We start from the raw sequence: 21,750 nt of genomic DNA, 5'->3' as shown, positions 1-21,750 counted from the left end.
CCTGGCGGACATGACCGGGAGGCAGGACCCGTCGGGATCGATCGCGCTCGCGGTCGACCTCGGCGGTACCAAAGTGGAGGCGGCACTCGTCACGGCCGAAGGCGTCGTGGTCGAGGGCAGCGCGCACCGGGCGCCGACCGGGCCCGATGCCGGGCGCCGGGCGCTCGAGGACGCCGTCGACCGGGTCGTCCTCGCCTCGGTCGCACACCTGCCGGACGGGTCCGCGCTCGTCGGCGTCGGCATCGGTTCCGCCGGCCCGGTCGACCTGGAGCGCGGGACGGTCAGCCCCAAGAACCTGCCGCAGCTGCACGGCTTCGATCTGCGCGCGCACGTCGGGCGGCTGCTGCCGGACGCCCCGGTGGTGGTCCGGCTCGACGGCACCTGCATCGCCCTCGCCGAGCACTGGCTCGGAGCGACGCGTGGCACCGAGAACTCGATGGCGATGATCGTCTCGACCGGGGTCGGCGGCGGGGTCATCCTGCACGGTCGCCTGATCGCGGGCCGCGGCGGCAACGCCGGCCACATCGGTCAGGTGCAGATCGCCTCGCGGGACGCGCGGACGTCCGCCGACGACGCGACCCTGGAACGCATCGCCTCCGGTCCGCGGAGCGTCGCCTGGGCCCGGTCCATGGGCTGGGACGGGTACACCGGGGAGGAACTCGCCGTCGCGGCGGCCACCGGCGACCCGATCGCCCGTGCGGCCGTCGTCCGCTCGGCCACGGCTGTCGGCCAGGCCATCGCCAGCGCCGTGACCCTCCTCGACCTCGAAGCGGTCGCCGTGGGCGGCGGGTTCACCGCCGTCAGCCCCGACTACCTCGACCTCGTCCGCGCCGCGGTGCAGGACGCCATCGTGCTCGACTACGCCGCCGACGTGGTCGTCACGGGTTCCGCCCTCGACGGCGCCGGACCGATCCTCGGCGCCGCAGCACTCATCCACCGACCGGAGGCTCTCGGCCTCCCGGCGAACGACCTGATGCACCATCCCAGACGAAGGAGCCTGGCACGATGAACCGCACCACCGACCCGCACCACCCCCGTCGCAGCGCCCGAGGACGTCTCGCGGCGGGCGTGCTCGCCGCGGCCGTCACCGCCGCGCTGCTCCCGGCGCTCGCGACCCCCGCCGTCGCTGCGCCCACCGACTGGACGTCGCTCAACACCTCGTTCGTCGAGCGTGACGGCTCCCGGCTCGTGCTCGACGGCGAGACCTTCCGCTTCAGCGGACCGAACATCTACTGGCTCGGTCTCGACGAGAACGTGGGCGGGGTCGACTACCCGACCGCCTTCCGTATCGCCGACACCCTCGACGCGGCGGCACGGATGGGCTCGACCGTCGTCCGGACGCACATGATGACCTCGACCGGTCAGGACGGCGCGAACCCGCTCGCCATCATGCCGGCCCTCGGGCAGATGAACGAGGAGGCGTTCGCCACGATCGACTTCGCCATCGCCTACGCGGGCAAACTCGGGATCCGGCTCGTCCTCCCGCTCACCGACGAGTGGGAGTACTACCACGGCGGGCATCGCGACTTCACGACGCCCTACGGCCTGTCGTCCGCCGACTTCTACACCGACGAGCGTCCGATCGCCGCCTACCAGGCGTACGTCGACGCGATCCTCCAGCGGACGAACGCGCTCACCGGCGTCCGGTACACCGAGGACCCGACGATCATGGCGTGGGAACTCGGGAACGAGTTGGAGGGGATGACCGCGCCCTGGATCGACCGGCAGGTCGCATTCATCAAGGAACGCGCCCCGCAGCAGCTCGTGGCGGCCGGACGTCGGTTCGACATCGATCCGGACACGCTCGCCGCGCCGGGGCTCGACATCGTCGACGTGCACTACTACCCGCCCACCGCCGCACGCGTCTCCGCGGACGCGGCGACGGTCACCGCCGCCGGCAAGGTCTACCTGGCCGGCGAGTACGCCTCGACAGCTGCGAGCCCGGCGCTCCTCGAACCGCTCGTCGCCGACCCGAACGTGACCGGCATGCTGTTCTGGTCGCTGTTCGGCAACAACGACCGTGGCGGGCTCGTGCCGCACGACGACGGCTTCACGATCCACGCTCCCGGTGCGACCGACGCCGAGCGCGCCCGGGTCTCCGCGATCACCGCCTACGCCGCCGCGATCGGTGCCGTTCCGGCCGCTCCCGCCGTCGGGACGCCGCTCATCACGGCGATCGACCGGGCGAACGGCATCAACACCGTCCGGTGGCGTGGTGCCGGCGGTGCGGTCTCGTACCGTCTCGAACGCTCGCTCGACGGAACGGCTTGGACGCCGGTCGACACGGGTGTCCTCGCCGCCGACGCGGGATCGGCGACGGACTTCGGATCACCCGCGGGCGCCGTCTACCGGGTGGTCGCCCTCGACGCGGCCGGCGCGGTCGCCGATCTGTCGGACCCGGTCCCGACCGAGACCGACACCCGCGTGCTCGTCGACCCGCTCGAGTCGTGGCTGCTGACCGAAGCGCACGACGACCTGGCGATCACGCCCCGTGCCGGCGGGACGAGCGTGACGGCGGTCGCCGACGGTGCCAGCGTCACCTGGAAGCAGGACCGACTGTCGGCGGCGGCGTTCGCGGTCTCCGGATCGGTCGTCGTCGAGTCCAGCGCCGACGGTTCGACCTGGCAGACCGCGGCGACCGAGGCCGGCGTCGGCGGCGCGGTGGTCGCACGCGACCTCGTCGGCCCGTACCTGCGGGTGACCCTCGCCGCGGGCGCGACGCTGTCGCGGGCCACCATCCGGTCGGCGGTGGACGCCCCGAGCGGACCGCCCGCGGCGTTCGGTTCGACGTCGCCCGTACCGGGCACCGTCGACGTGACGGCGACGCCGACCTTCACCTGGGAGCCGTCGGCCGGTGCGGCGTACTACCGCTTCACGCTCTCCCCACAGGCCGATCTCGGGAACCCGGTCGTCGTCGTCGACGGCGTGGGGACGACTTCCATCACGCCGACGGTCTCGCTCACGGCAGGGGAGCGGTACTGGTGGTCGGTGTCCGCGGTCAACGGGGCCGGGACGACCGCCACGAGCACGGGAGCCTCCGACTTCCTCATGAAGGCCCTCCCGAGCGAGCCGCTCGTCGTGGAGGACTTCGAGTCCTACCCCGACGACGCCGCACTCCAAGCCGCCTATGTGCGCAACACGGGCGGCGGAGCGATCACGCCGACGCTCACGAGCAACCCCGACTCGGGGTCGCAGGCGATGTCGGCCGCCTACGACCTCGCCGGTCCCGGCTACGCCGGTGTCGTCCGGACCTTCCAGACGCCGCAGGACTGGTGGGGGTACAGCGGCCTCGAGCTCTGGGTGCAGGGGACGCCGGGCGACGACGTCACCGTCCAGTTCGTGACGCGTGGGACGTACTGGGAGACGGTCGCGCCCATCGTGGGCGAGGGCTGGCAGCTGGTCGAGATCCCGTTCTCGGACTTCGCCCCGCCGGCGTGGGCCGGTGAGGCGGCGTTCGACCCCACTTCCGTCACCCAGATCGGGTTCTACCTCGGTGGCGAGGGGACCGGCACGCTGTTGGTCGACGACATCACCACGATCGTCGCTGCGGTGGACCCGGGACCCGGCACGGGCGAGCCGGGTACGGGACAACCGGGCACCGGGCAGCCTGACACCGGCGAGGTCGGCGGATCGGGCACCGGCGCCACCGACGCTCCTGCGGGCGACCTCGCCCGCACCGGCCTGGAGGCCGCACCCTGGATCATCGGTGCGCTCGCCCTGCTGGCGTTCGGCGGTGTGCTGCTGTTCCGCGGTCGTCGGCGGGTGCACGGATGACCCTGCATCGCATCACGAGCGACCCCCGACGGTACGCATGGGGTTCGACGACGGCCATCCCGGAGCTGCTTGGCGTGCCGGCCGACGGTTCGCCCCAGGCCGAGCTCTGGCTCGGGGCGCACCCCGACAGCGTGACCACCCTCGTCGACGCGGAGGATGGCGGCCCCGCGAGCCTCAACGACTGGCTCGCTTCGGACCCCGACGCGGCCCTGGGCGGACGGGACCGGTTGCCCTTCCTGCTCAAGCTCCTGGCCGCGGCTGGTCCTTTGTCCCTCCAGGTCCACCCCACCCCGGACCGCGCCAGGGCCGGGTTCGCGGACGAGGAGCGCCGGGGCGTGCCCCGGGACGCGCCGCACCGGAACTACAAGGACGCCTCGCACAAGCCGGAGATCATCGTCGCCCTCCAGGACGGCTTCCGTGCACTGTGCGGATTCCGTGCGACCGACCGGTCGCAGGCGTTGCTCATCCACCTCGCCGGCCTCGTCGAGGGGACCGACCGGCGGGTGCTCGAGACACTGGCGGGGCAGTTGCTCGACGCCGGTCTGGAACACACGGTGCGGGCGGTGCTCGAACGACGGACCCCCGGCGCGGTCGCCGCCCTCGTGTCGGCCGCGCGTGCCGACACCGGTCACCGCCTTTGGGCGGCCGAGCGCGAGCTCGTCCGGCAGCTCGCCGAGGAGTACCCGGGTGACCCGGTAATCGTCGTCGCGGTGCTCCTCAACCTCGTGGCACTGAACGAGGGCGAGGCGTTGTTCCTGCCTGCGGGCAACATCCACGCCTACCTCTCCGGTTTCGGGGTCGAGGTCATGGCCTCAAGCGACAACGTGCTCCGTGGCGGGCTGACGCCGAAACACGTCGACGTCCCGGAACTGCTCGCCGTCCTCGAGTTCGAACCGGTGCCGGTCCCGTTCGTCGAGCCGGTCGTCCGGCCGGAGGGCGGGCTCGTCTACCCGGTGCCGGTCGACGACTTCGACCTCGTCAAGGTCGACCGGGGGACGGCGGGCGACCTCGCTCGCGGCAGGGCGGCCGTGATCGTCGTGACCGCCGGTACCGCGCGCGTGGAACAGGGCCCGGACACGGTGGTGCTGGAGCGCGGTGCTGCGGTGTTCGTCTCGCCGGGCCCGGAGCCGGTGACCGTGTCCGCGGACGGGACGGTGTTCGTCGCCACCGGCTGACCGGCCAGACTGGACCCATGATCACCATCCACCTCCGCTACCAGATCGACCCCGAGCAGCTCGACACCTTCACCGAGTACGGGCGGCGCTGGATCCGCCTCGTGAACCGGCTCGGTGGCGACCACCACGGCTACTTTCTCCCAGCGGAGGGCGACAACGACGAGGCGTTCGCGCTGTTCAGCTTCCCGTCGCTCGCCGCGTACGAGCAGTACCGCATCGCCGCGACGACGGATCCGGAGTGCATCGAGGCCTACGAGCTCGTGCGGGGCACCGGCTGCATCGTGCGCTTCGAGCGTCGTTTCCAGACGCCGCTCTTCGGCGATGAACCGGACCTCCGACCCTGAGCCTCAGTGACCCTGAGCCTCAGTAGGGCGCGCGGAACGTCAGGGTGAACCGGGTCGGCGCGTCCTCGGTGAGGAGGGACCCGTTCAGGAGTTCGGCGCGTTCGCTCAGGCCGACGAGGCCGTGGCCCGCGGACGACCACGAGCTGTCCGACGCGCGTGCGGGGCGGGCGTTCCGGATGACCACGGTGACCTCGTCGGCGGAGGATTCCGCGCGCACGTCGACCGCGGCGCCCGGCGCATGCTTGCGCGCGTTCGTCAGCCCCTCCTGCACCGTCCGGTAGATCGCACGCTGCAACGGTGCGGGGAGGCCGTCCGGCAACTCGATGGCGGAGGTGACGGCGATGCCGCTCTCCGCGATCAACCGGTCGAGGTCGTCGACCGTCGGTTGCGGGGCCAGCGGCGCGTGTCCGGTCTCCGCGCGCAGCAGTGTCACCATGTCCCGCAGCTCGTCGAGCGTGCGCGACGCGAGCGAACGGATCGTCACCGCCATCCGCTTCGTCCCGGGTTCCTCGGTCTGCACCTGGATCGCGCCGGCCTGGACGGCGATCAGACTGACCTGGTGGGAGACGACGTCGTGCATCTCCCGGGCGATGCGCGTGCGCTCCTCGACGAGGACATCGGAGGCGATGCGCGCCCGCTCGCTGCGTCGGACCTGTTCGAGGTCGCGGATGCGGTCGAACAGCTCGCGGCGGGTGCGCACGAGCAGACCGAAGGCGATCGGTGCCGCCGCGTAGAGTGCGGCGTACACCATGGAGAGGATCGTGTAGTTGGGCGACGTCCACCCCCACCACGGCACCGCGGCGAGGACGAAGACCACGGCGCCCGTCGTGACGAGCCGCCAGCGTCGCCGTTCCCGCACCGCGACGGAGAAGAGCGATGCCAAGCCGGCGAGGGTGGCGAGGTTGAGGGTGAAGGCCGGCACAGCCAGGAGGAGCGACAGCCACGGCCAGCGTCGCCGGAAGACCAGGCCGACGGCAGCGGCGATCGCCAGGCCGGACTCCCAGGGGGTCGCCCACTCGAGCGTCGTCAGGCTCTCGACGGCCGCCGCCGCGATGAGGGCGAGTTCGAGGAGGACCGACCAGAGCCGGGAGCGCGGCTTCACCGCGGGGCCGCCTCGTCGCCGCGGACCCCGGCACGCTCGGCGATGATGGCGGCTTCGAGTCGGGTCGTCACCTCGAGTTTGCCGAGGATCGCACTCACGTGGTCCTTCACGGTGGCGCGGCTGAGGTGCAGTACCTCGCCGATCTCAGAGTTGGACGCACCGGTCCGGAGCGCCGCGAGCACCTCCTGTTCGCGGCCCGTCAGCCCGGACAGTCGCTTCGCCGCCTCGCGGTCGGCGGCGCGGGCGAATCCGCCGACGAGCGTCCGGGACACCTGCGGGGACAGCACGATGCCGCCCGCGGAGAGGGATCGGAGCAGCATGGGGAGCTGCTCCGGGTCCGTGTCCTTCACGAGGAACCCCGCGGCGCCACTGCGGAGGGCGCGTGCGATGTAGTCGTCGGAGTCGAAGGTGGTCAGGATCGCGACGACGGGTGGGTCGTCCCAGGTCTGCAGTTCGTCGAGGATGTCGAGCCCGTTGCGCCCTGGCATGCGGACGTCCAGGAGCACGACGTCGGGACGGCTCGAGCGGATCGCCTCCACGGCGTCGACCCCGTCGACCGAGGCGACGACCTCGATGTCCTCGACGGCACCCAGGATGAGTTCGAATCCGGACCGTACCAACGCCTCGTCGTCGACGATGGCCACTCCGATCACGGTGTCCTCCTCAGCTCGACTCTCACCCTACGAGTCCGGGGAACCGGGCGGCGACGGTGGGGAGGCTGAACCCGCCAGGTGGCGGGGGTGGAATAGCCCGCAGCAGGATGTGGACCGCGCCCGCCGAGGCGGAGACTGAATCGCTTGGTCCCGTGGAGCGGTACCTGGCGCGTCCGGCATCGACGATGTCGGACGGACGATGGGGGAGTACGCATGGGGGACGTCACGTGAGGTCACGACAGGGGAGCGGCACGCGCCGCCGGACCGGCGTTGACGACGCTCCGACCGTCGGCATCGGGATCCTCGCGACCGTCGGCGTCATCCTGTTGGTGGTCCTCGCCGGCGCGTTCGTCACGGCCCTGGCCCTCGGTGGCCGTTGATGGTCGAGGTCTCCCTCGCGCAGCGGATCCCGCTGTCGAAGCCCTTCCGCGCGGCCGGTGAGCTCGAACAGCTCGAACACGTCCTCGCCGGAGACCACGTCCATGGCGACGGAGTCTTCACCGCGTCGGCCTCCGAGCGCCTCCGGAACGTCACGGGCGCGCCGCACGTGCTCCTGACCACCTCGGGGACCCATGCGCTCGAGATGATGACCCGCCTGATCGGCGTCGGTCCCGGCGACGAGGTCATCCTGCCGACCTTCACCTTCCCGTCGGCGGCGAACGCGGTGGTCCTCGCCGGTGCGACGCCCGTCTTCGTCGACAGCGACCCGGTGACGGGCAACCTTGATCCCCAGCACGTCGCCGACGCCATCGGACCACGCACGCGGGCGATCTCCGTCATGCACTACGGCGGCGTCCCCGTGGACGTGCCGGCGTTCCAGCAGCTCACGGCCGAGCACGGGCTGCACCTGCTCGAGGACAACGCGCACGGCCTCGGGGTCGCGGGCGACGGTGTCCGCCTCGGCACGGTCGGAGCGATGGCGGCCCAGAGCTTCCACGACACGAAGAACGTGCACTGCGGCGAGGGCGGTGCCCTGCTCATCTCCGACGAGACCGTCCTGCTGCACGCGGAGATCATGCGCGAGAAAGGGACCGATCGCGCACAGTTCCTCCGCGGGCAGGTCGACAAGTACAGCTGGGCGGACCTCGGGTCGAGCTACCTGCCGAGCGAGCTCAACGCCGCCGTCCTCGACGCCCAGCTCCGCGAGTTCGACGTCATCCAGGGGCATCGGCACCGCATCTGGGACCGCTACGCGGCCGAACTCGCCGAGTGGGCGCACGATCGCGGCGCGACACTCATGGACCCACCCGGTGGCGTGCACGCCGCGCACCTGTTCTTCCTCCTGCTCCCGGATGCGCAGGTGCAGCAGGAGCTCCTGCTGCACCTCCAAGCGCACGGTGTCGGTGCCGCCTTCCACTACGTGCCGCTGCACTCGAGCGCTGCGGGTCGGCGCTACGGCAGAGTGGTCACCGAGCCGCAGCACGCGGTCCGGTTCGCCGAGCGTCTCGTCCGGCTCCCGTTGTGGCCCGCCATGACGGACGACGAGGTGGACCGGGTCATCACGGCGGTCCGCGCATTCGGACCAGTGACACCAGCAGCACCCGCCGCACCTGCGGTGACGGCATCGACGGGACGGGACTCCAGATGGGCATGATCGGGCAGGGGCTCCGTGCCATCCGTGGCGAAGGCGTCAGGTCGACGCTCTGGCGCGCCGTGCACTTCGCCGACGGACGGTTCAATCCGATGCGGCGCAAGCCGACGGACCTGTACCCGAGCGACGCCATCGCCGCGGACTGGACGGTGCCGCGGAACTTCAACGCCGCCGAGTTCCCGGAGCGCCCGTACGACGTGGCGTGGTTGATCTCACCGCCGAGCCGGACCTCGGGCGGCCACCAGAACGCCTTCCGGTTCATGGAGTTCCTCGAGCGCGCCGGGCATCGGCTCACGATCTACCTGTACCAGGCCTCGGCTCAGCCCGCGGTCGACATCCCCGGGATCCGGGCGATGATGGCCGCGAGCAGCGCGTACCCGGAGCTGCAGGCCGACATCGTCCGGTACGACCCCTCGACCGGGATCGCGCCGGGCGTGGACGTCGTCGTCTCCTCCGACTGGCAGACGGCCTACCCCGCCTTCCGCTACGAGGGTCCGGCCAAGCGGTTCTCCTTCGTGCAGGACTTCGAACCGTGGTTCTACCCGGCCAGCAGCGAGTACGTCCTCGCGGAGAACACCTACCGGTTCGGGTTCCACGGCTTCTCCGCAGGGCCGTGGCTCGCGCAGAAGGTCGCGGACGAGTACGGGATGAGCTGCGACCACTTCGACTACTCGGTCGACAAGCAGCACTACTCGCATGTGAACGACGCGCCCCGCACCGAGATCCTGTTCTACGCCCGCCCGCCGACACCTCGACGCGGCTGGGAGATCGGCGAGCTCGCCCTGACCGAGTTCCACCGACTGCGCCCCGACATCACGATCAACCTCGTCGGCTGGGACATGTCGGGATACGAGACCGGCTTCCCGTTCGTCAACCGGTCGGCGATGGACATCTCGGAGCTCAACGCGGTCTACAACCGGTGTGCCGCGGGCCTCGTCCTCTCGCTGACCGACATGTCGTTGCTGCCGCTCGAGATCATGTCCTCCGGGGTCGTGCCCGTCGTCAACGACAGCCCGAACACGACCGGGGTCCTCGACAGCCGGCACATCGAGTACGTCCCGCTGTCGCCCGCGGCCATCGCGCGTCGCCTCGTCGACATCATCGAGCGGCCCGACGCGGTCGAGCACGCCAAACGCATCTCGGCGTCGATCACCGCCGCGGACTGGTCCGACCCGGGCACACAGTTCGTGGCGCAGTTCGAGCGCGCGATGCGAACGTCGATCTGACAAGTCTCCGCCGCGTCAGCCCGCCCGCACCTGTCGGCCACGCGAGTCGATGTCGGGCACCGTGGGGGTGGTCGCCGCTTCGCGCGAGCCGAGGACGGTGAGCGCATGCTCGACCGCCTCACGCACGCTCAAGCCGGTCGCCGTGAGGGTGTTCAGCTGCGCGAGGGCCTCGGGGTCCACGATGACGACCGAGACGGGCGATTCGGGCCCCGCCTCGCCCACGGCGGACCCGGCGCGAGCCCGACGGGTGGCGAGCCCGCGAGCGATCCACGCCCGGTTCCGCTCGACGTCGATCTTCAACAACCGTTTGTTGTTCCGGACCCGTTCGGCGACGAGTCTGCCCTCGTGGATGTCGGAGTACACCTGCCAGCGCGGGTAGAGGAGTCGGGTCGCGAGGTCGGTCGGTCGCAGGGGCTCGGGGAGGTCGTCGATGAAGTCCTGCAGCACGGCGTCCGCGAGCGCGGCGCGGAGCGGTCGCCGCTGCAGCACGTCATCGGGCGAGGTTGGGAACGGCAGGGTCATGGGGATCCGGTGGTCAAGGGTCGGGTGTGATCCAGTGTCGCTCCGGGTCCTGGGTCCGAGATGGATCCCGCCTGGAAACCACCCCGGAACCAACCCCTGCAAGCCGTTGACCATGCAGGTGCCGGTTTCATCGCACGGACCTGATCGGCAGCACGGCGAGTCCGCCCAGGACGAGAGCTCAGGCCCGTGAGCGTTGCTTCCAGCCGGTGAGCCGCTGGAAGCGCCGGCCGTCGATCGGGACGGTGCGGTCGATCATCGAGAGCGTGGCCCGGTGGGTCCCGCCGATGACCCGGGTGGCCTGCTCGGTGGCGGCCGCGACGCGTTTGGCGACCATACCGACCGTGCTGGCTTCACCCTTGAACCCCCACACCGTCGTCGTGTGGAGGACGGAGCCGTGCTCGGTCGGCCGTACGGCGACGGGCACCGCGCACCGGGCGAACGGCCGGCGCACGCCGAGTAGCGAGAGGAGCGGCACGACCTCCAGAGCGAACCCGCTCCAGTTCGAGGCGGCGTCGTCGCCGATGACGGCGTAGCGGATGGTCCAGGGGTCGGCGGTGAACTCCTCTGGAGCCACGGCGAAGCCGTCCGCCTGCAGCGTCGACAGCATGGCCGTCAGGGTGTCGTTCGGTGGAAGCGGTGAGACGACCTCATGGAAGCGCACCATCGATCCCACGGAGAATGCGTGGCCGCTCACGCCGGTGTCCCTACTGGTCCACCGCGTGGACGGAGAGCACGACCTGCTCCTCCGGCACGAGTGCCTCGAGTGCCTTGCGAGCGCTCGGGTAGTCGCGACCCTCGGCCTCGATGGTGCGGGTGGCGGTCGGACGGAAGACCGCGGTGCCGACGAGGTCGCCGTTCACCCGGCCACCGCCGTGCAGTCCGGCGAGGGCGTGCCCGGGAGGGGTGGAGGCGATGACAGCGGCACGCAGAGCGGCGACGTCGGGTGCGGAGGCTTCGGTGGTGATGGTCGCGCGGTCGCGGACGGTGGCGATGAGCTTCACCCCTCCAGCCTACGGAACGTCGTGAATCCGCCGCACCCCCCGCCGGTCCCTGAGTACCCTCCTCCGGTCCCTGAGCCTGTCGAAGGGCCAACGAGCGACCTCACGAATCCGGCGCTGTTCCTCCGGCCCCTGAGCTTGTCGAAGGGCACACGAACAACTTCCACAGTCACCCTCACTCGGCATCTGGAATGTCAGTGGTCCATGGTGGACTTGTCCCATGACCGAGACCACCCTTTCCGCGATCCGCGTCGGCGACGAGTACGCCGCGCAGCTCGCGGAGTTCTCGGACGGGTACGCGGAGATCCAGCGGCGTCGCGCCAAGTTGGACGCCGAGGAGGCGCGCCTCCTGGCCCGCTCCGCCGCCTACGCGGACGCCTTCGCCGACGCCACGGTCCCGGCGATCTTCCCGCCCGCCGAGCGTCAGGCGCTGTCCCGCCGTTCGACCTGCGCGGCCCTCGCGATGGCGACCCGCACGCCCGAGCGGACCGTGCAGCGTGCGAGCAACGACGCGGAACGCCTCGTGAACGAAGCGCCGGCCGTGCTCGCCTCGCTCGAGGCAGGGCGTATCTCGGCGCGGCATGCGCAGACGATCATCGACCAACTCAGTGATGTGCCGGTCGAGGGGCGGGCGGTGTTCCTCGCGGAAGTCTTAGCGGTCGCGGAGGAGTCCACCAACGCGAACCTCCGCAGACGCGCTCGCGTCCTGCGCGAGCGCCTGCACCCGGAATCGATCACTGCGAGAGCGGTCCGGTCCGAGGCGGACCGCCGGGTCGAGTTCGAACCGGCAGCGGACGGCATGGCGTGGGTGCGCCTGTTCACGACGGCACCCATTGCGCAGGGCATCCTCGAGCGCGTCGAAGCGGCCGCCGCGGAGTCACGTAAGGTCGGTGACAACCGCACCTGCGCCCAGCTGCAGGCGGACGCCCTCGCGGCGCTCGCGCTCACCGGCGTAACCCCGGAAGACGTGATGTCGAGCCCGGTCCTCCCGCACCCGATCGAGGTCCAGGAGCACATCAAGCCGACCGTACAGATCACGGTCCCGGCGCTGAGCATGGCCGGTGCCTCAGAGGCCCCGGCAACCCTCGACGGCTACGGGCCCATCGACCCTGAGACCGCCGCACGCATCGCGGTGAACGCACCGAGCTTCACCCGGATCCTGGTCCAGCCCGAGACCGGCGCGGTCCTTTCCGTCGGCCGCAACCAGTACAGGGTTCCCGCCGACCTCCAACGCGCGGTGCGCCTCCGGGACGGCACCTGCCGGGCACCAGGCTGCGGCAGACGGGCCCGGGCCTGTGACCTCGATCATTCTGTCGCGTGGGAGGACGGCGGGACGACAGATGTCGGCAATCTCGCCTGCCTCTGTCGACATCATCACCGGATGAAGCATCTCCCCGGTTGGAACCTCCAACACGCACCGGGCGGCGTCCTCGAGTGGACGACACCCGACGGCAAGCATCACCGGACGGAACCGGACCCCGCACCGTTCTGAACCCGCCGACGAGGGGTTTCTCGTGGGCACTTCGACAAGCTCAGTGACCGGGGAGTGTGCCGCACACGCGGGTCCCTGAGCCTGTCGAAGGGCGGTCGGGTCGCACGCTCAGTGGGCGAGAAGGTGTGCCCGGACATGCGCGGCTCCTGTAGCGTCGAGACGAGCTGTACCTCAAGGTCGCTTGAGGTCGATTCGAGGAAGCTGGTGGAACGCGGTGCACAGCCCCGACGAGTTGCTCAGTGTCGGCGAGATGAGTCGTCGCACCGGCGTCGCGGTGTCGGCGCTGCACTACTACGAGCGGCTCGGCCTCATCGGTTCCGAACGGACCACCGGCAATCAGCGGCGATACCCCCGGCACATGCTGCGCCGCGTCGCGCTCATCTCGGTCGCGAAGCGACTCGGTATCCCGCTCGAAGACGTGGCGGAGGCGTTCGCCGACGTGCCGCTCTCCAGCACCCCGAGTCACGAGGACTGGCAGCGTGCCTCCCGCCGCTGGCAGAAGGTCCTCGAACAGCGTCGGCGCGGGATCGAGCAACTCGAACGCGAGCTCACCGGCTGCATCGGCTGCGGCTGCCTCTCGATGAAGGCGTGCACGCTCCTCAACCCCGACGACGAACTCGGCGACACCGGCACCGGCGCCAGGCGAATCCCGGTCTGAGTGCTGCCGGCCCGGTGCTCAGCGTTCGCGGAGTTGCCCGAACGTGCCGGGATCGACCGGCCGCAGCCGCTTCGGCAGCCCCTCGACGACGAGCAGGTACGACTCCGTGACGAGGTCGTCGACGAACGCCGGTTCGAGCTCGCCGTCCGGCTTGAGCGAGATCCAGTGTCGTTTGTTCATGTGGTAGCCGGGGATGATGTCGGGGAAGGCCTCGCGCAGGCTGCGGCTGTCCTCGGGCCTCGCCTTCAGGGTGACGATGGGTTCGCCCGTCGCCCCCGTCTGCAGCATGAAGACCTTGCCGCGCACCTTGTAGACGTCCCACTCCTCGCCGAACGGGTGCGTCAGCTCCGCACCGGGGAGTTCGTCGGCGCGGCGAGCCGCCCGGTCCTGCAGCTCCGAGCCGTGCATCGTGGTCCTCCTCGGTGTCGGTGTCGGTGTCGGTGTCGGTGTCGGCGTCAGCCCTGGCCGCTTGCCGGACGGAGCCTGGCGAGGTTCGGGAGCGGAGACCAGGCGCCCAGGCGTGGGTAGTCGATCGTCACGCCGGCGACGCCCAACTCACCGAAGGAGAGCACCCAGTCGATCGCGCCCGGCATCGGGACCGCCAGCAGCGACACCGTGGCATCGGACGGGACCAGGCCGTTCGCGTAGGCGGCCTCCTGCGCCCGCGTCCCGCTGCTGTAGATGCAGAGCAGGTTGCCGGGCTCTGCGGCGATCGCATATGGCCGCGGGTCGTCCTCCGGACCGCGGTTGATGAAGACCCACCGGTCGAGTGCGGCGACCGCCCGCCAGAGCCGGATCTGCGCGTCGATGTCGTCCGGCGCCGCCCGGCAGGCCCCGTTCAGTGCGTCGAGCTCGGCCAGTACCTCGGGAGCGGGTTCGAGGGTGCGGCCCTGGTTCGGCTGCTCCGGGGCGTCGGTCTGTTCATCGACCGGGCTGCCATCGTTCGGGCTGCCGTCGCGGCGGAACGGGTTCTTCATGGTCACTTCCTCGTGGCTCGGGATCCGGGTTCGGGGACGCGACCAACGCTATCGCAGGGGTCCGACGGGAAGCCGGAGGTTCAGAACGCACTCCCGAAGGCGAGGGCTTCCGCCGCCGCCTGCGCGGGCGAGCCGAAGAACGCCGGGCCGTGTCCGGGCAACACGACGGAGGCCGGAAGTCCGGCCAGCGTGGTCAACGACTGGCGGGCGCGCTGCAGGTCGCCGTGGAACATCTCGGGGAGCAACTGCGGGCCGTTGTGAGGGCTGGTGGGGTGGGCGGTGACGAGCGCGTCGCCCGCGACGAGGACACCGTGCTCGATGAGGAGGAATCCGAGGTGCCCGCGCGTGTGGCCGGGGAGGGGGAGCGGGCGGACCGCGACCCCGAGGATCGCCCGGAGCTCGGGCACGTCCTCGATCGCGGTGACCGACGTCGGCGGCACGACCTCGAGTCCGCCGGCCTCGACGGCGTGGCTGACCCAGTCGGCGACCCCGGGACGCTCGAGGTGGGGTTGGACGTCGGCGAGCCCGACCTGCTCGAGCACCTCCCGGCGGACGTTGGGGATCTCGTCGCGGGACGTGAGGATGGCACACTCCGCCAACCCGGCGATGAAGGTCGCGTTGCCGATGTGGTCGCTGTGTCCGTGGGTGAGCAGGATCGCCCGCACGTCCTCGACCGCGTAGCCGAGCGCGCCGAGGGTCGCGGTGACGGCTGCACCGTCGCCGGGGTAGCCGGTGTCGATGAGGACCGGCCCGAGGTCACCCTCGACGATGATCCAGTTGACGGACGGGCCCTGCACGAGGTGCACGCGATCCGCGACCGTGGTGCTGCGGGTGGTGCCGTTCGGCACGGCGTCGATCTGGGACATGGGCGTCCTTCCGATTGCGGAGACGGGGTTCGGGGAGGGGTCGATGCCCGGGGAGGTCAGTGCTCAGCTTGCCCGGCGACGAGCTCATGAGCGGCCGCCGCGGCGGTCGTCGTGGCTGCGGCGCCGGCGGGATCGACGGTCGCGAGGATCGGCCGGATCAGGGTGATCAGTCGCTCACTGAGCTCGGCCGCATCGTCGTCGCCCACCGTCGTGGTGACGAGTCCGAAGCAGGCGTCGAGCAGGACGTCTGCGACGCCGTCGAGGTCGGGGAGGTCGAGATCGTGCGCTGCGGCCTCCATGCGGAGGTTCGTACGCGTGTAGGCCCGCCAGTCGAACACCGTGTAGACCGGATCGTCCATCCGCGGCAGTTCGTGCAGGAGCCGGATGGCGCCCATCGCGATGGGGGACCGCTGCGCTTCCTGCGCGGAGGCGAGGATCATCGTCACCCAACGGAGCGCGCCGTAGGGCACGCCGATCCGTGCGTCCGCCGCCTGCCACCGTTCGTCCTGCTCCGCGATCACCGCGTGCGCGAGGCTCCGCTTCGACGGGAAGAGGTGGTACCCGATGACCGACTTCGGCTTGCCCATGACGGACGCGATGCCGGAGAACGACGTCCCGGCGTAGCCGTTCCGGCCGAACTCGAGTCCGGCGGCGTCGATGATCTCGTCGCGGACCTGGTTCATCGCATACTGGCGCAGACCGCTCACGAGCGCTCCTTCGAGGTGGAGGGCCCAGGCTCGGGCCGCTAGACGATCGTCTGAGTCAGACGCTCGTCTAGCTTAGACGAGCGTCTGTGAGGAAGCTGAGGGTGCATCGGATGACCGGCGGTCAGCCGGGAGCTCGTCGCCGGTTCCGCAGTCGCCCGATACATTGGACATCGATTTCCCTGCCGACTGGAAGGCAACAGCGTATGCGCGTCACCCCTCGTGTCTGGATCGGCCTGGCGATCTACGTCGGTTACGTCGCCGTCATCTTCGTCGTATCGAAGCTCAGTGGGGTGGCGTACACCGAGATCGGGACGTCCGCGGAGTTCACGTGGCGAGGTGCGGTCCTCGACCTGGCGGTCGGCGCGGTGCTGCTGGCCATCACCACCTGGCTGTTGGGATGGTGGAGGCCTGCCCTGTTCGAGCGGAGACGCTCGCACCACAAGTGGCCGATCTTCGTCCCCGCCCTCATGCTGGTCGTCGCCGTCGCGAACCTGGTCAACACCGACTGGTCGAAGTTCGACCCGTCGTTCCTCCTCTCCCTGCTCGCGCTGGGCCTGGCGGTCGGGTTCTGCGAGGAGCTGATGTCGCGCGGTCTGCTGCTGACGGCGTTCCGCTCACGTCTTTCCGAAGTGTGGGTGTGGCTGCTGACCTCCCTCCTGTTCGGAGCCATGCATCTGGTCAATGCAGCACTCGGCGCTCCATTCCTCAACACGCTCGGACAGGTGGTCCTCGCCGCGATGTCGGGCACCTGCTTCTACATCGTGCGGCGGGTGACCGGCTCCCTCATCTGGGCGATGGCGTTGCACGGCATCTGGGACGTCGCCGCGTTCTCGGTGGGTTTCGCCCCGCTCGGCACGCCCTGGGCGGCCTACCTGACGCCGGCCATCGGCATCCTCGCCGTCGCGGTCGTGTACTGGGTGATCAAGGGGACAGACGAGCGACAGGTCGGATCCCGAGCGGGCGCGACACCCGCCCTGAGCTGACACTCAGCCGGGGAGTGGCTCGATGAGGTGCGGGCCAGTGTTACGGACGTTGTTGACGTCGCGCGTGACCTCGTAGTGGGTGAGATCGTGGGCGACCGCGAAGGACTCCCGGTCGAGCAGCTGCAGCAGCTGGTCGGTGTCGAGGTGGTCGCCGAGCCAGTCGTCGTAGCCGTCGGGGGTCAGGCAGGCCGGCATCCGGTCGTGGACCTCGCCCGGTGAGACGTGCGCGTCCCGCGTGATGATCGCCATCGACAACCGCCACTTGCCGGGGTCGTCCTCCGCCTTGACCGGGTCGGGCCAGGCGCTGATGATGCCCGCCATCGCGAGCTCGGCGTCGGGGTCGTGGATGAAGTGGGGCTGCTTGCCCGTCTCGGTGACCACCCACTCGTAGTACCCGCTGGCCGGGACGATGCACCGTGCCGAGGCGAAGGCCTTGCGGAACATGGAGGCGGTCGCGACCGTCTCCATGCGCGCGTTGATGGGTTGTGGCCGCTGCTTGGCGAAGTCCTTGGCCCAGCCGGGGACGAAGCCCCAGCGGGCGCTGGTCGCGGCCCGTTCCTCGTGCCGGGTTCGGACCACGGTCACCTCGGTGGTGGGGGCGACGTTGTAGTCGGGCGCAGGCGCCTCGAACTCGGCCACGAGGTCCGCGAGGAGGGCGGACGTGGAATCGGTGACGACGAAGCGACCGCACATGCGCTCAGCATAGGAGCGCACGTGCGGTCGGTCGACCCCTACCGCTCGATGCCGGCCCGCGCGTCGCGTCGGCTCTTCGCGAGCGAGGCGACCGTCGCCACGGTGATGGTCGCGGCGATGAAGAGCAGCGAGAACCAGATCGGGATGTCGGGGATCCAGTCGATGTGCTGACCGCCGTTGATGAACGGCAGCTCATTGACGTGGAGGGCGTGGAACACGAGCTTCACGCCGATGAAGGCGAGGATGACGGCGAGGCCCTGGGCGAGGTAGACGAGGCGTTCCAGCAGACCACCGATGAGGAAGAACAGCTGGCGGAGACCCATCAGGGCGAAGGCGTTGGCGGTGAACACGATGTACGCCTCCTCGGTGAGGCCGTAGATCGCGGGGATCGAGTCGACCGCGAACACGAGGTCGACGAACCCGATGGCGACGATCGTCAGCAGCATCGGCGTGAAGAAGCGCTTGCCGTCGATCTTCACCGAGAGTCGGTCGCCGTGGTAGGTGTCGGTGATCGGGAGGATGCGGCGGGCGAATCCGACGACCTTGCCGTTGGCCGGGTCGCTCTCGTGGCTACCGGACGCCTGGCGGTACGCGAGGAAGAGCAGCAGCGCGCCCATCAGGTAGAAGATCCACGAGTAGTTGTCGATGAGTGCGGCGCCGACGGCGATGAACGCGCCGCGCATGATGAGGGCGATGATGATGCCGATCATCAGCACCTTCTGCTGGTACGCCTTCGGCACGGCGAACCCGGCCATCACGATGAGGAAGACGAACAGGTTGTCGATCGACAGCGCCTTCTCGGTCAGGTACCCGGCGAAGTACTCGCCGCCGTAGGTCCAGCCGGAGACGAGGCCGATGCCGACGCCGAACAGCAGGGCGAGGCTGACGTAGAAGATCGACCAGCGTGCCGACTCGGCGATGGTCGGTTCGTGGGGCTTCCGCACGTGCGCGAAGAACTCGTAGACGAAGAAGAGGATCGTGACACCGATGGTGATGATCCAGATCAGCGGGGTGACGGCCATGGTGGCTCCAGGGGCTCGAGGACGGGACTCCGACGCGATGGTCGGAACACGGTCTTCTCCACTCTCGATGAGAGCCGACACCCCGGGACCCGATGGCGGATCCGTACTGACGAGCATGTCGCGAAGGAGTACTCCCCCTGCTCCGACAAGTGTAGGTCAGGGGTGGGAGGGGGTGCCTGGGAATTCGCCCTTCGACAGGCTCAGGGACCGGGGTGGGTGGCTCAGGGACCGGGTGGGGCTCAGTGACCGGAGACGCTCAGGGGACGTCGACGCTGCGCCTCGCCAAGCACTCGGCGTTCGCCGTCGCCGTGGAGTCGCGCAGGATCAGCTCCGGTACCGAGGGCGGCACCGCTCCCGGGGGTTCTCCATTGACGTGGTCGAGCAGGGTCGCGAGCAGGGTCCGGCCGACCTGTTCGAAGTCCTGCCGCACGGTGGTGAGCGGTGGCGACAGGTGCTCCGCCTCGGGGATGTCGTCGAACCCCACGACGCTGAAGTCGAGCGGGACCCGGAGGCCGCGCTCCGTGAGGGCGTGCATGAGGCCGAGCGCCATCTGGTCGTTGGCGGCGAACACCGCGGTGACCTCGTCGTCCAGCTGACGCCCGAGGGAGTATCCGGACGTCGGCGTCCAGTCGCCGGTCCCGACGACCTGCGCGACGAGACCCGCTGAAGCGAGTTCGTCCCGCCAGCCACGCTCACGCTCGCGGGCGTCGATCGCGTCCGGTGGTCCGCCGAGGTGCCCGATACGCCGGTGGCCGAGCGCGATGAGGTGGGCGGTCGCCGCACGCGCGCCGGCGTACTGGTCGACGCCGACGGTCACCATGCCCGCGCGTGGCGTTGCGTGCAGGGCGACGAGCGGCACGCTGAGTTCCATCCCCGCCACGATGTCGGTGACCCCTTCGCGCGCGCTGATGACGGCGATGCCCTCGACGTTCTGGCGCAGGAACCCCTCGACCGCTGCGCGCGCGGAACCCGGGTCGCTGTCCACCATGTTCGCGGTGAAGACCGACCAGCGTGCGTCGCGGGCCGCCGCGTTGAAGTGCAAGACCGAGGACGAGGGCCCGAACTCGGTGCCGCCGGTGGCGATGAGGCCGATGGTCCGGGATCGCTTCGTGACGAGCGTCCGGGCGGCGGGGGAGGGGACGTAGCGCAGCTGCTTGATCGCTTCGTCGACCCGCGCCTTCGTCGCCGGCCGCACGTTCGGGAGGTCGTTCAGCACCCGTGACACGGTCTGGTGCGAGACCCCCGCGAGCCGTGCGACGTCGAAGATCGTCGCATGACGGGACGGCTCAGCCACGCGGTCCCCTCTCGTCGTCGGCGGTCGTGATCGGTTCCGGCGAGGCCTCATCAGGCCCCTCCGAGATCGCGGCCAGCAGCTTCGAGACGGTGAGGTCGTAGTTCGGGAGGTCGGCGACCTTCCGTCGGTCGCGCAGCACGGCGATCCGGTGGCTGATGCGCAGGACCTCCTCGAGTTCGGCTGAGATGAACACGACCGACAGACCGTTCTCGGCGAGCCGGGTCACGAGCTTCTGGATCTCGGCCTTGGCGCCGATGTCGATGCCTCGGGTCGGTTCATCGAGCACGAGCAACCGAGGAGCGAGCGCGAGCCACCTCGCCAAGAGTACCTTCTGCTGGTTCCCTCCTGAGAGCTCCTTCATGAGCGCATCGGGATTCGCCGGCTTGATGCCCATCGCCTGGATGTAGCTCTCGGCCAGTTCGTTCTGCCGACGCAGCGGGATCCGTCTGAACCACCCGAGGTCCGCCTGGAGGGCCAGCGCGATGTTGTCGCGCAGGCTGAGGTCGCCGATGATCCCCTCGGTGCGACGGTTCTCCGACGCGTAGACGATCCGTTGTTTGAGGGCGCGGCGCGGGGATCCGAGGCGGGTGGCCCTCCCGGCCACCTCCACCGTGCCGGTGTCGGCCCGGTCGACGCCGGTCAGGAGTCTGGCGAGCTCCGTCCGTCCTGAGCCGAGCAGTCCGGCGATGCCGACGATCTCGCCCTCGTAGACCTTCAGGTCGATCGGTTCGATCGCACCCTGGCGCCCGAGCCCGATGGCCGAGACGAACGGGTCCTCACCGTCGAGGGCGTCGCCCTCATCGGAGGTGTCGAGCCCGCGTCGGATCTCGTCGAAGGTCGCGAGCTCTGTACCGATCATCTTGTGGACGAGGTCGATCCGGAGCAGTTCGTGCGGGAGGTATTCGCCGACGAGTCGGCCTTCGCGCAGCACGGTGAGGCGGTCGGAGATCTCGTAGACCTGGTCGAGGAAGTGCGAGATGAAGAGGATCGCGACGCCCTCGGCTTTGAGGATCGAGATGACCCGGAAGAGTTCGGTGACCTCGTCGTTGTCGAGGCTCGAGGTCGGTTCGTCGAGGACGAGCACCTTGGTGCGCACGGCGATCGCCCGGACGATCGCGACGAGCTGCTGGATCGCCGGCGGATGGGCGGAGAGCTGCGAGGCCGGGTCGATGTCGAGTCCGACGACGGCGAGCAACTCTCGTGCGCGCTCACGCATGCGCCTCCCCGAGATCCCTCCCCAGGCATGACGTGGTTCGCGGCCCAGGAGGATGTTCTCGGCGACGGTCAGGTTGGGGAGGAGGTTGACCTCCTGGTAGACGGTGCTGATCCCGTGCGCCTGGGCGTCGGCGACGCTCGAGAACGAGACCTCGCGTCCCTCGAGGAGGATGCTTCCGCTGTCAATCCGATGGACCCCGGTCAGCGACTTGATGAGGGTCGACTTCCCCGCTCCGTTCTCGCCCATGAGGGAGTGGACCTCGCCGGGGAACAGTCGGAGGTCGACGTCGTCGAGCGCTTTGACGCCGGGGAAGCTCACGGACACACCGCGCAACTGCACGAGTGGCGTGGGCGAGGTCATCTGCAGCTCTCCATCGAGGTGGTCGCGGCCGGGTGTCCGCTGATCACCCGACTCTAGCGCGCGCGACGGCACCGCCGGGAGGCCGCTCCGCAGGAAT

The 21,750-nt window shown here is 70.1% G+C and carries 23 protein-coding genes; 10 read left to right on the top strand and 13 right to left on the bottom strand.

Going from position 1 to position 21,750, the window contains the following annotated elements:
- Positions 1-10: 10 nt before the first annotated feature.
- Genes RWN05_RS00810 through RWN05_RS00795 form a run of 4 tightly spaced genes read left to right on the top strand, consistent with a single transcriptional unit; the run spans position 11 to position 5,293 of the window.
- Complete coding sequence (locus tag RWN05_RS00810; RefSeq protein ID WP_314137884.1) at positions 11-1,009, top strand: ROK family protein; 999 nt, start codon at positions 11-13, stop codon at positions 1,007-1,009.
- Positions 1,006-3,774, top strand: coding sequence for a CIA30 family protein (locus RWN05_RS00805; protein WP_314137882.1), 2,769 nt, complete (start codon positions 1,006-1,008; stop codon positions 3,772-3,774). Before RWN05_RS00810 ends, RWN05_RS00805 begins: the two co-directional genes overlap by 4 nt.
- Positions 3,771-4,949, top strand: coding sequence for a mannose-6-phosphate isomerase, class I (gene manA / locus RWN05_RS00800; protein WP_314137881.1), 1,179 nt, complete (start codon positions 3,771-3,773; stop codon positions 4,947-4,949). Before RWN05_RS00805 ends, manA begins: the two co-directional genes overlap by 4 nt.
- A gap of 17 nt (positions 4,950-4,966) precedes the next feature.
- The gene (locus RWN05_RS00795) at positions 4,967-5,293 is read left to right on the top strand and encodes an NIPSNAP family protein (protein ID WP_314137879.1); all 327 of its coding nucleotides are present in this window, start codon (positions 4,967-4,969) and stop codon (positions 5,291-5,293) included.
- A 19-nt stretch (positions 5,294-5,312) separates the two neighbouring features.
- Here RWN05_RS00795 and RWN05_RS00790 read toward each other — a convergent pair whose 3' ends face one another.
- Together RWN05_RS00790 and RWN05_RS00785 are read right to left on the bottom strand one after the other, a co-directional pair.
- Positions 5,313-6,395, bottom strand: a complete 1,083-nt coding sequence (locus RWN05_RS00790; protein ID WP_314137878.1) for a histidine kinase — start codon at positions 6,393-6,395, stop codon at positions 5,313-5,315.
- Positions 6,392-7,048, bottom strand: a complete 657-nt coding sequence (locus RWN05_RS00785) for a response regulator transcription factor (protein WP_079000969.1) — start codon at positions 7,046-7,048, stop codon at positions 6,392-6,394. The genes RWN05_RS00790 and RWN05_RS00785 overlap by 4 nt, the downstream gene beginning before the upstream one ends.
- 227 nt (positions 7,049-7,275) lie before the next feature.
- On the opposite strand from RWN05_RS00785, the gene RWN05_RS00780 reads away from it, so the two are divergent.
- Genes RWN05_RS00780 through RWN05_RS00770 form a run of 3 tightly spaced genes read left to right on the top strand, consistent with a single transcriptional unit; the run spans position 7,276 to position 9,865 of the window.
- A complete protein-coding gene (locus tag RWN05_RS00780; RefSeq protein ID WP_153303354.1) occupies positions 7,276-7,428 on the top strand; it encodes a hypothetical protein in 153 nt (50 codons plus the stop codon).
- Complete coding sequence (rffA, locus tag RWN05_RS00775; protein WP_079000971.1) at positions 7,428-8,642, top strand: dTDP-4-amino-4,6-dideoxygalactose transaminase; 1,215 nt, start codon at positions 7,428-7,430, stop codon at positions 8,640-8,642. Before RWN05_RS00780 ends, rffA begins: the two co-directional genes overlap by 1 nt.
- Positions 8,633-9,865 carry a hypothetical protein gene (locus tag RWN05_RS00770; protein ID WP_079000973.1) on the top strand — a complete coding sequence of 411 codons (1,233 nt, stop codon included), beginning with the start codon at positions 8,633-8,635 and terminating at the stop codon, positions 9,863-9,865. Before rffA ends, RWN05_RS00770 begins: the two co-directional genes overlap by 10 nt.
- Before the next feature lie 15 nt (positions 9,866-9,880).
- Here RWN05_RS00770 and RWN05_RS00765 read toward each other — a convergent pair whose 3' ends face one another.
- The 3 genes from RWN05_RS00765 to RWN05_RS00755 all read right to left on the bottom strand — a co-directional run bounded on the left by RWN05_RS00765 (position 9,881) and on the right by RWN05_RS00755 (position 11,388).
- Positions 9,881-10,387: a hypothetical protein gene (locus tag RWN05_RS00765; RefSeq protein WP_079000975.1), complete on the bottom strand. Its 507-nt coding sequence runs from the start codon at positions 10,385-10,387 to the stop codon at positions 9,881-9,883.
- A gap of 178 nt (positions 10,388-10,565) precedes the next feature.
- Entirely contained in the window at positions 10,566-11,081 is a 516-nt protein-coding gene (locus RWN05_RS00760; RefSeq protein WP_079000977.1) for a hypothetical protein, read from the bottom strand.
- Positions 11,082-11,091: 10 nt separating this feature from the next.
- Positions 11,092-11,388, bottom strand: a complete 297-nt coding sequence (locus tag RWN05_RS00755; protein ID WP_064295970.1) for a hypothetical protein — start codon at positions 11,386-11,388, stop codon at positions 11,092-11,094.
- Between the two features lie 217 nt (positions 11,389-11,605).
- Here RWN05_RS00755 and RWN05_RS00750 point away from each other — a divergent pair, with 217 nt between their 5' ends.
- Both RWN05_RS00750 and soxR read left to right on the top strand, forming a co-directional pair.
- On the top strand, positions 11,606-12,877 hold the full coding sequence (locus RWN05_RS00750; protein WP_314137871.1) for a DUF222 domain-containing protein: 1,272 nt from the start codon (positions 11,606-11,608) through the stop codon (positions 12,875-12,877).
- Positions 12,878-13,067: 190 nt separating this feature from the next.
- Entirely contained in the window at positions 13,068-13,535 is a 468-nt protein-coding gene (gene soxR, locus RWN05_RS00745) for a redox-sensitive transcriptional activator SoxR (protein ID WP_276207401.1), read from the top strand.
- 18 nt (positions 13,536-13,553) lie between these two features.
- Here the strand turns inward: soxR and RWN05_RS00740 are convergent, their stop codons facing one another.
- The 4 genes from RWN05_RS00740 to RWN05_RS00725 form a co-directional block, all read right to left on the bottom strand.
- Positions 13,554-13,943: an MmcQ/YjbR family DNA-binding protein gene (locus tag RWN05_RS00740; protein ID WP_079000980.1), complete on the bottom strand. Its 390-nt coding sequence runs from the start codon at positions 13,941-13,943 to the stop codon at positions 13,554-13,556.
- A 47-nt stretch (positions 13,944-13,990) separates the two neighbouring features.
- Entirely contained in the window at positions 13,991-14,512 is a 522-nt protein-coding gene (locus tag RWN05_RS00735) for a hypothetical protein (protein WP_205847566.1), read from the bottom strand.
- An 80-nt stretch (positions 14,513-14,592) separates the two neighbouring features.
- Positions 14,593-15,378, bottom strand: a complete 786-nt coding sequence (locus tag RWN05_RS00730; RefSeq protein ID WP_079000981.1) for an MBL fold metallo-hydrolase — start codon at positions 15,376-15,378, stop codon at positions 14,593-14,595.
- 56 nt (positions 15,379-15,434) lie between these two features.
- Positions 15,435-16,085 carry a TetR/AcrR family transcriptional regulator gene (locus RWN05_RS00725; protein WP_153303355.1) on the bottom strand — a complete coding sequence of 217 codons (651 nt, stop codon included), beginning with the start codon at positions 16,083-16,085 and terminating at the stop codon, positions 15,435-15,437.
- Between the two features lie 203 nt (positions 16,086-16,288).
- On the opposite strand from RWN05_RS00725, the gene RWN05_RS00720 reads away from it, so the two are divergent.
- Positions 16,289-17,068: a CPBP family intramembrane glutamic endopeptidase gene (locus RWN05_RS00720; protein WP_240555653.1), complete on the top strand. Its 780-nt coding sequence runs from the start codon at positions 16,289-16,291 to the stop codon at positions 17,066-17,068.
- A 3-nt stretch (positions 17,069-17,071) separates the two neighbouring features.
- Here RWN05_RS00720 and RWN05_RS00715 read toward each other — a convergent pair whose 3' ends face one another.
- From RWN05_RS00715 to RWN05_RS00700, 4 genes are all read right to left on the bottom strand, one after another.
- Positions 17,072-17,761, bottom strand: coding sequence for an SOS response-associated peptidase (locus tag RWN05_RS00715; protein ID WP_314137863.1), 690 nt, complete (start codon positions 17,759-17,761; stop codon positions 17,072-17,074).
- 38 nt (positions 17,762-17,799) lie between these two features.
- Positions 17,800-18,783 carry a TerC family protein gene (locus tag RWN05_RS00710; RefSeq protein WP_314137861.1) on the bottom strand — a complete coding sequence of 328 codons (984 nt, stop codon included), beginning with the start codon at positions 18,781-18,783 and terminating at the stop codon, positions 17,800-17,802.
- Between the two features lie 256 nt (positions 18,784-19,039).
- Positions 19,040-20,077: a LacI family DNA-binding transcriptional regulator gene (locus RWN05_RS00705; RefSeq protein WP_314137860.1), complete on the bottom strand. Its 1,038-nt coding sequence runs from the start codon at positions 20,075-20,077 to the stop codon at positions 19,040-19,042.
- Positions 20,070-21,653: a sugar ABC transporter ATP-binding protein gene (locus RWN05_RS00700; protein WP_121291157.1), complete on the bottom strand. Its 1,584-nt coding sequence runs from the start codon at positions 21,651-21,653 to the stop codon at positions 20,070-20,072. Before RWN05_RS00700 ends, RWN05_RS00705 begins: the two co-directional genes overlap by 8 nt.
- Positions 21,654-21,750 lie beyond the last annotated feature (97 nt).

The sequence above is a fragment of the uncultured Plantibacter sp. genome, assembly GCF_963518075.1.
Lineage (GTDB): Bacteria > Actinomycetota > Actinomycetes > Actinomycetales > Microbacteriaceae > Plantibacter > Plantibacter flavus_A.
Note: the sequence above shows the minus strand (reverse complement) of the source record. Positions and strands in the feature narration are given on the sequence as shown.

Bases quoted from the DNA above. Each gene is read 5' to 3' on its own strand.
- RWN05_RS00810 (WP_314137884.1), top strand. From the start codon at position 11: ATGACCGGGAGGCAGGACCCGTCGGGATCGATCGCGCTCGCGGTCGAC.
- RWN05_RS00805 (WP_314137882.1), top strand. From the start codon at position 1,006: ATGAACCGCACCACCGACCCGCACCACCCCCGTCGCAGCGCCCGAGGA.
- manA (WP_314137881.1), top strand. From the start codon at position 3,771: ATGACCCTGCATCGCATCACGAGCGACCCCCGACGGTACGCATGGGGT.
- RWN05_RS00795 (WP_314137879.1), top strand. From the start codon at position 4,967: ATGATCACCATCCACCTCCGCTACCAGATCGACCCCGAGCAGCTCGAC.
- rffA (WP_079000971.1), top strand. From the start codon at position 7,428: ATGGTCGAGGTCTCCCTCGCGCAGCGGATCCCGCTGTCGAAGCCCTTC.
- RWN05_RS00770 (WP_079000973.1), top strand. From the start codon at position 8,633: ATGGGCATGATCGGGCAGGGGCTCCGTGCCATCCGTGGCGAAGGCGTC.
- RWN05_RS00765 (WP_079000975.1), bottom strand. From the start codon at position 10,387: ATGACCCTGCCGTTCCCAACCTCGCCCGATGACGTGCTGCAGCGGCGA.
- RWN05_RS00750 (WP_314137871.1), top strand. From the start codon at position 11,606: ATGACCGAGACCACCCTTTCCGCGATCCGCGTCGGCGACGAGTACGCC.
- RWN05_RS00740 (WP_079000980.1), bottom strand. From the start codon at position 13,943: ATGCACGGCTCGGAGCTGCAGGACCGGGCGGCTCGCCGCGCCGACGAA.
- RWN05_RS00735 (WP_205847566.1), bottom strand. From the start codon at position 14,512: ATGAAGAACCCGTTCCGCCGCGACGGCAGCCCGAACGATGGCAGCCCG.
- RWN05_RS00730 (WP_079000981.1), bottom strand. From the start codon at position 15,378: ATGTCCCAGATCGACGCCGTGCCGAACGGCACCACCCGCAGCACCACG.
- RWN05_RS00720 (WP_240555653.1), top strand. From the start codon at position 16,289: ATGCGCGTCACCCCTCGTGTCTGGATCGGCCTGGCGATCTACGTCGGT.
- RWN05_RS00715 (WP_314137863.1), bottom strand. From the start codon at position 17,761: ATGTGCGGTCGCTTCGTCGTCACCGATTCCACGTCCGCCCTCCTCGCG.
- RWN05_RS00710 (WP_314137861.1), bottom strand. From the start codon at position 18,783: ATGGCCGTCACCCCGCTGATCTGGATCATCACCATCGGTGTCACGATC.
- RWN05_RS00700 (WP_121291157.1), bottom strand. From the start codon at position 21,653: ATGACCTCGCCCACGCCACTCGTGCAGTTGCGCGGTGTGTCCGTGAGC.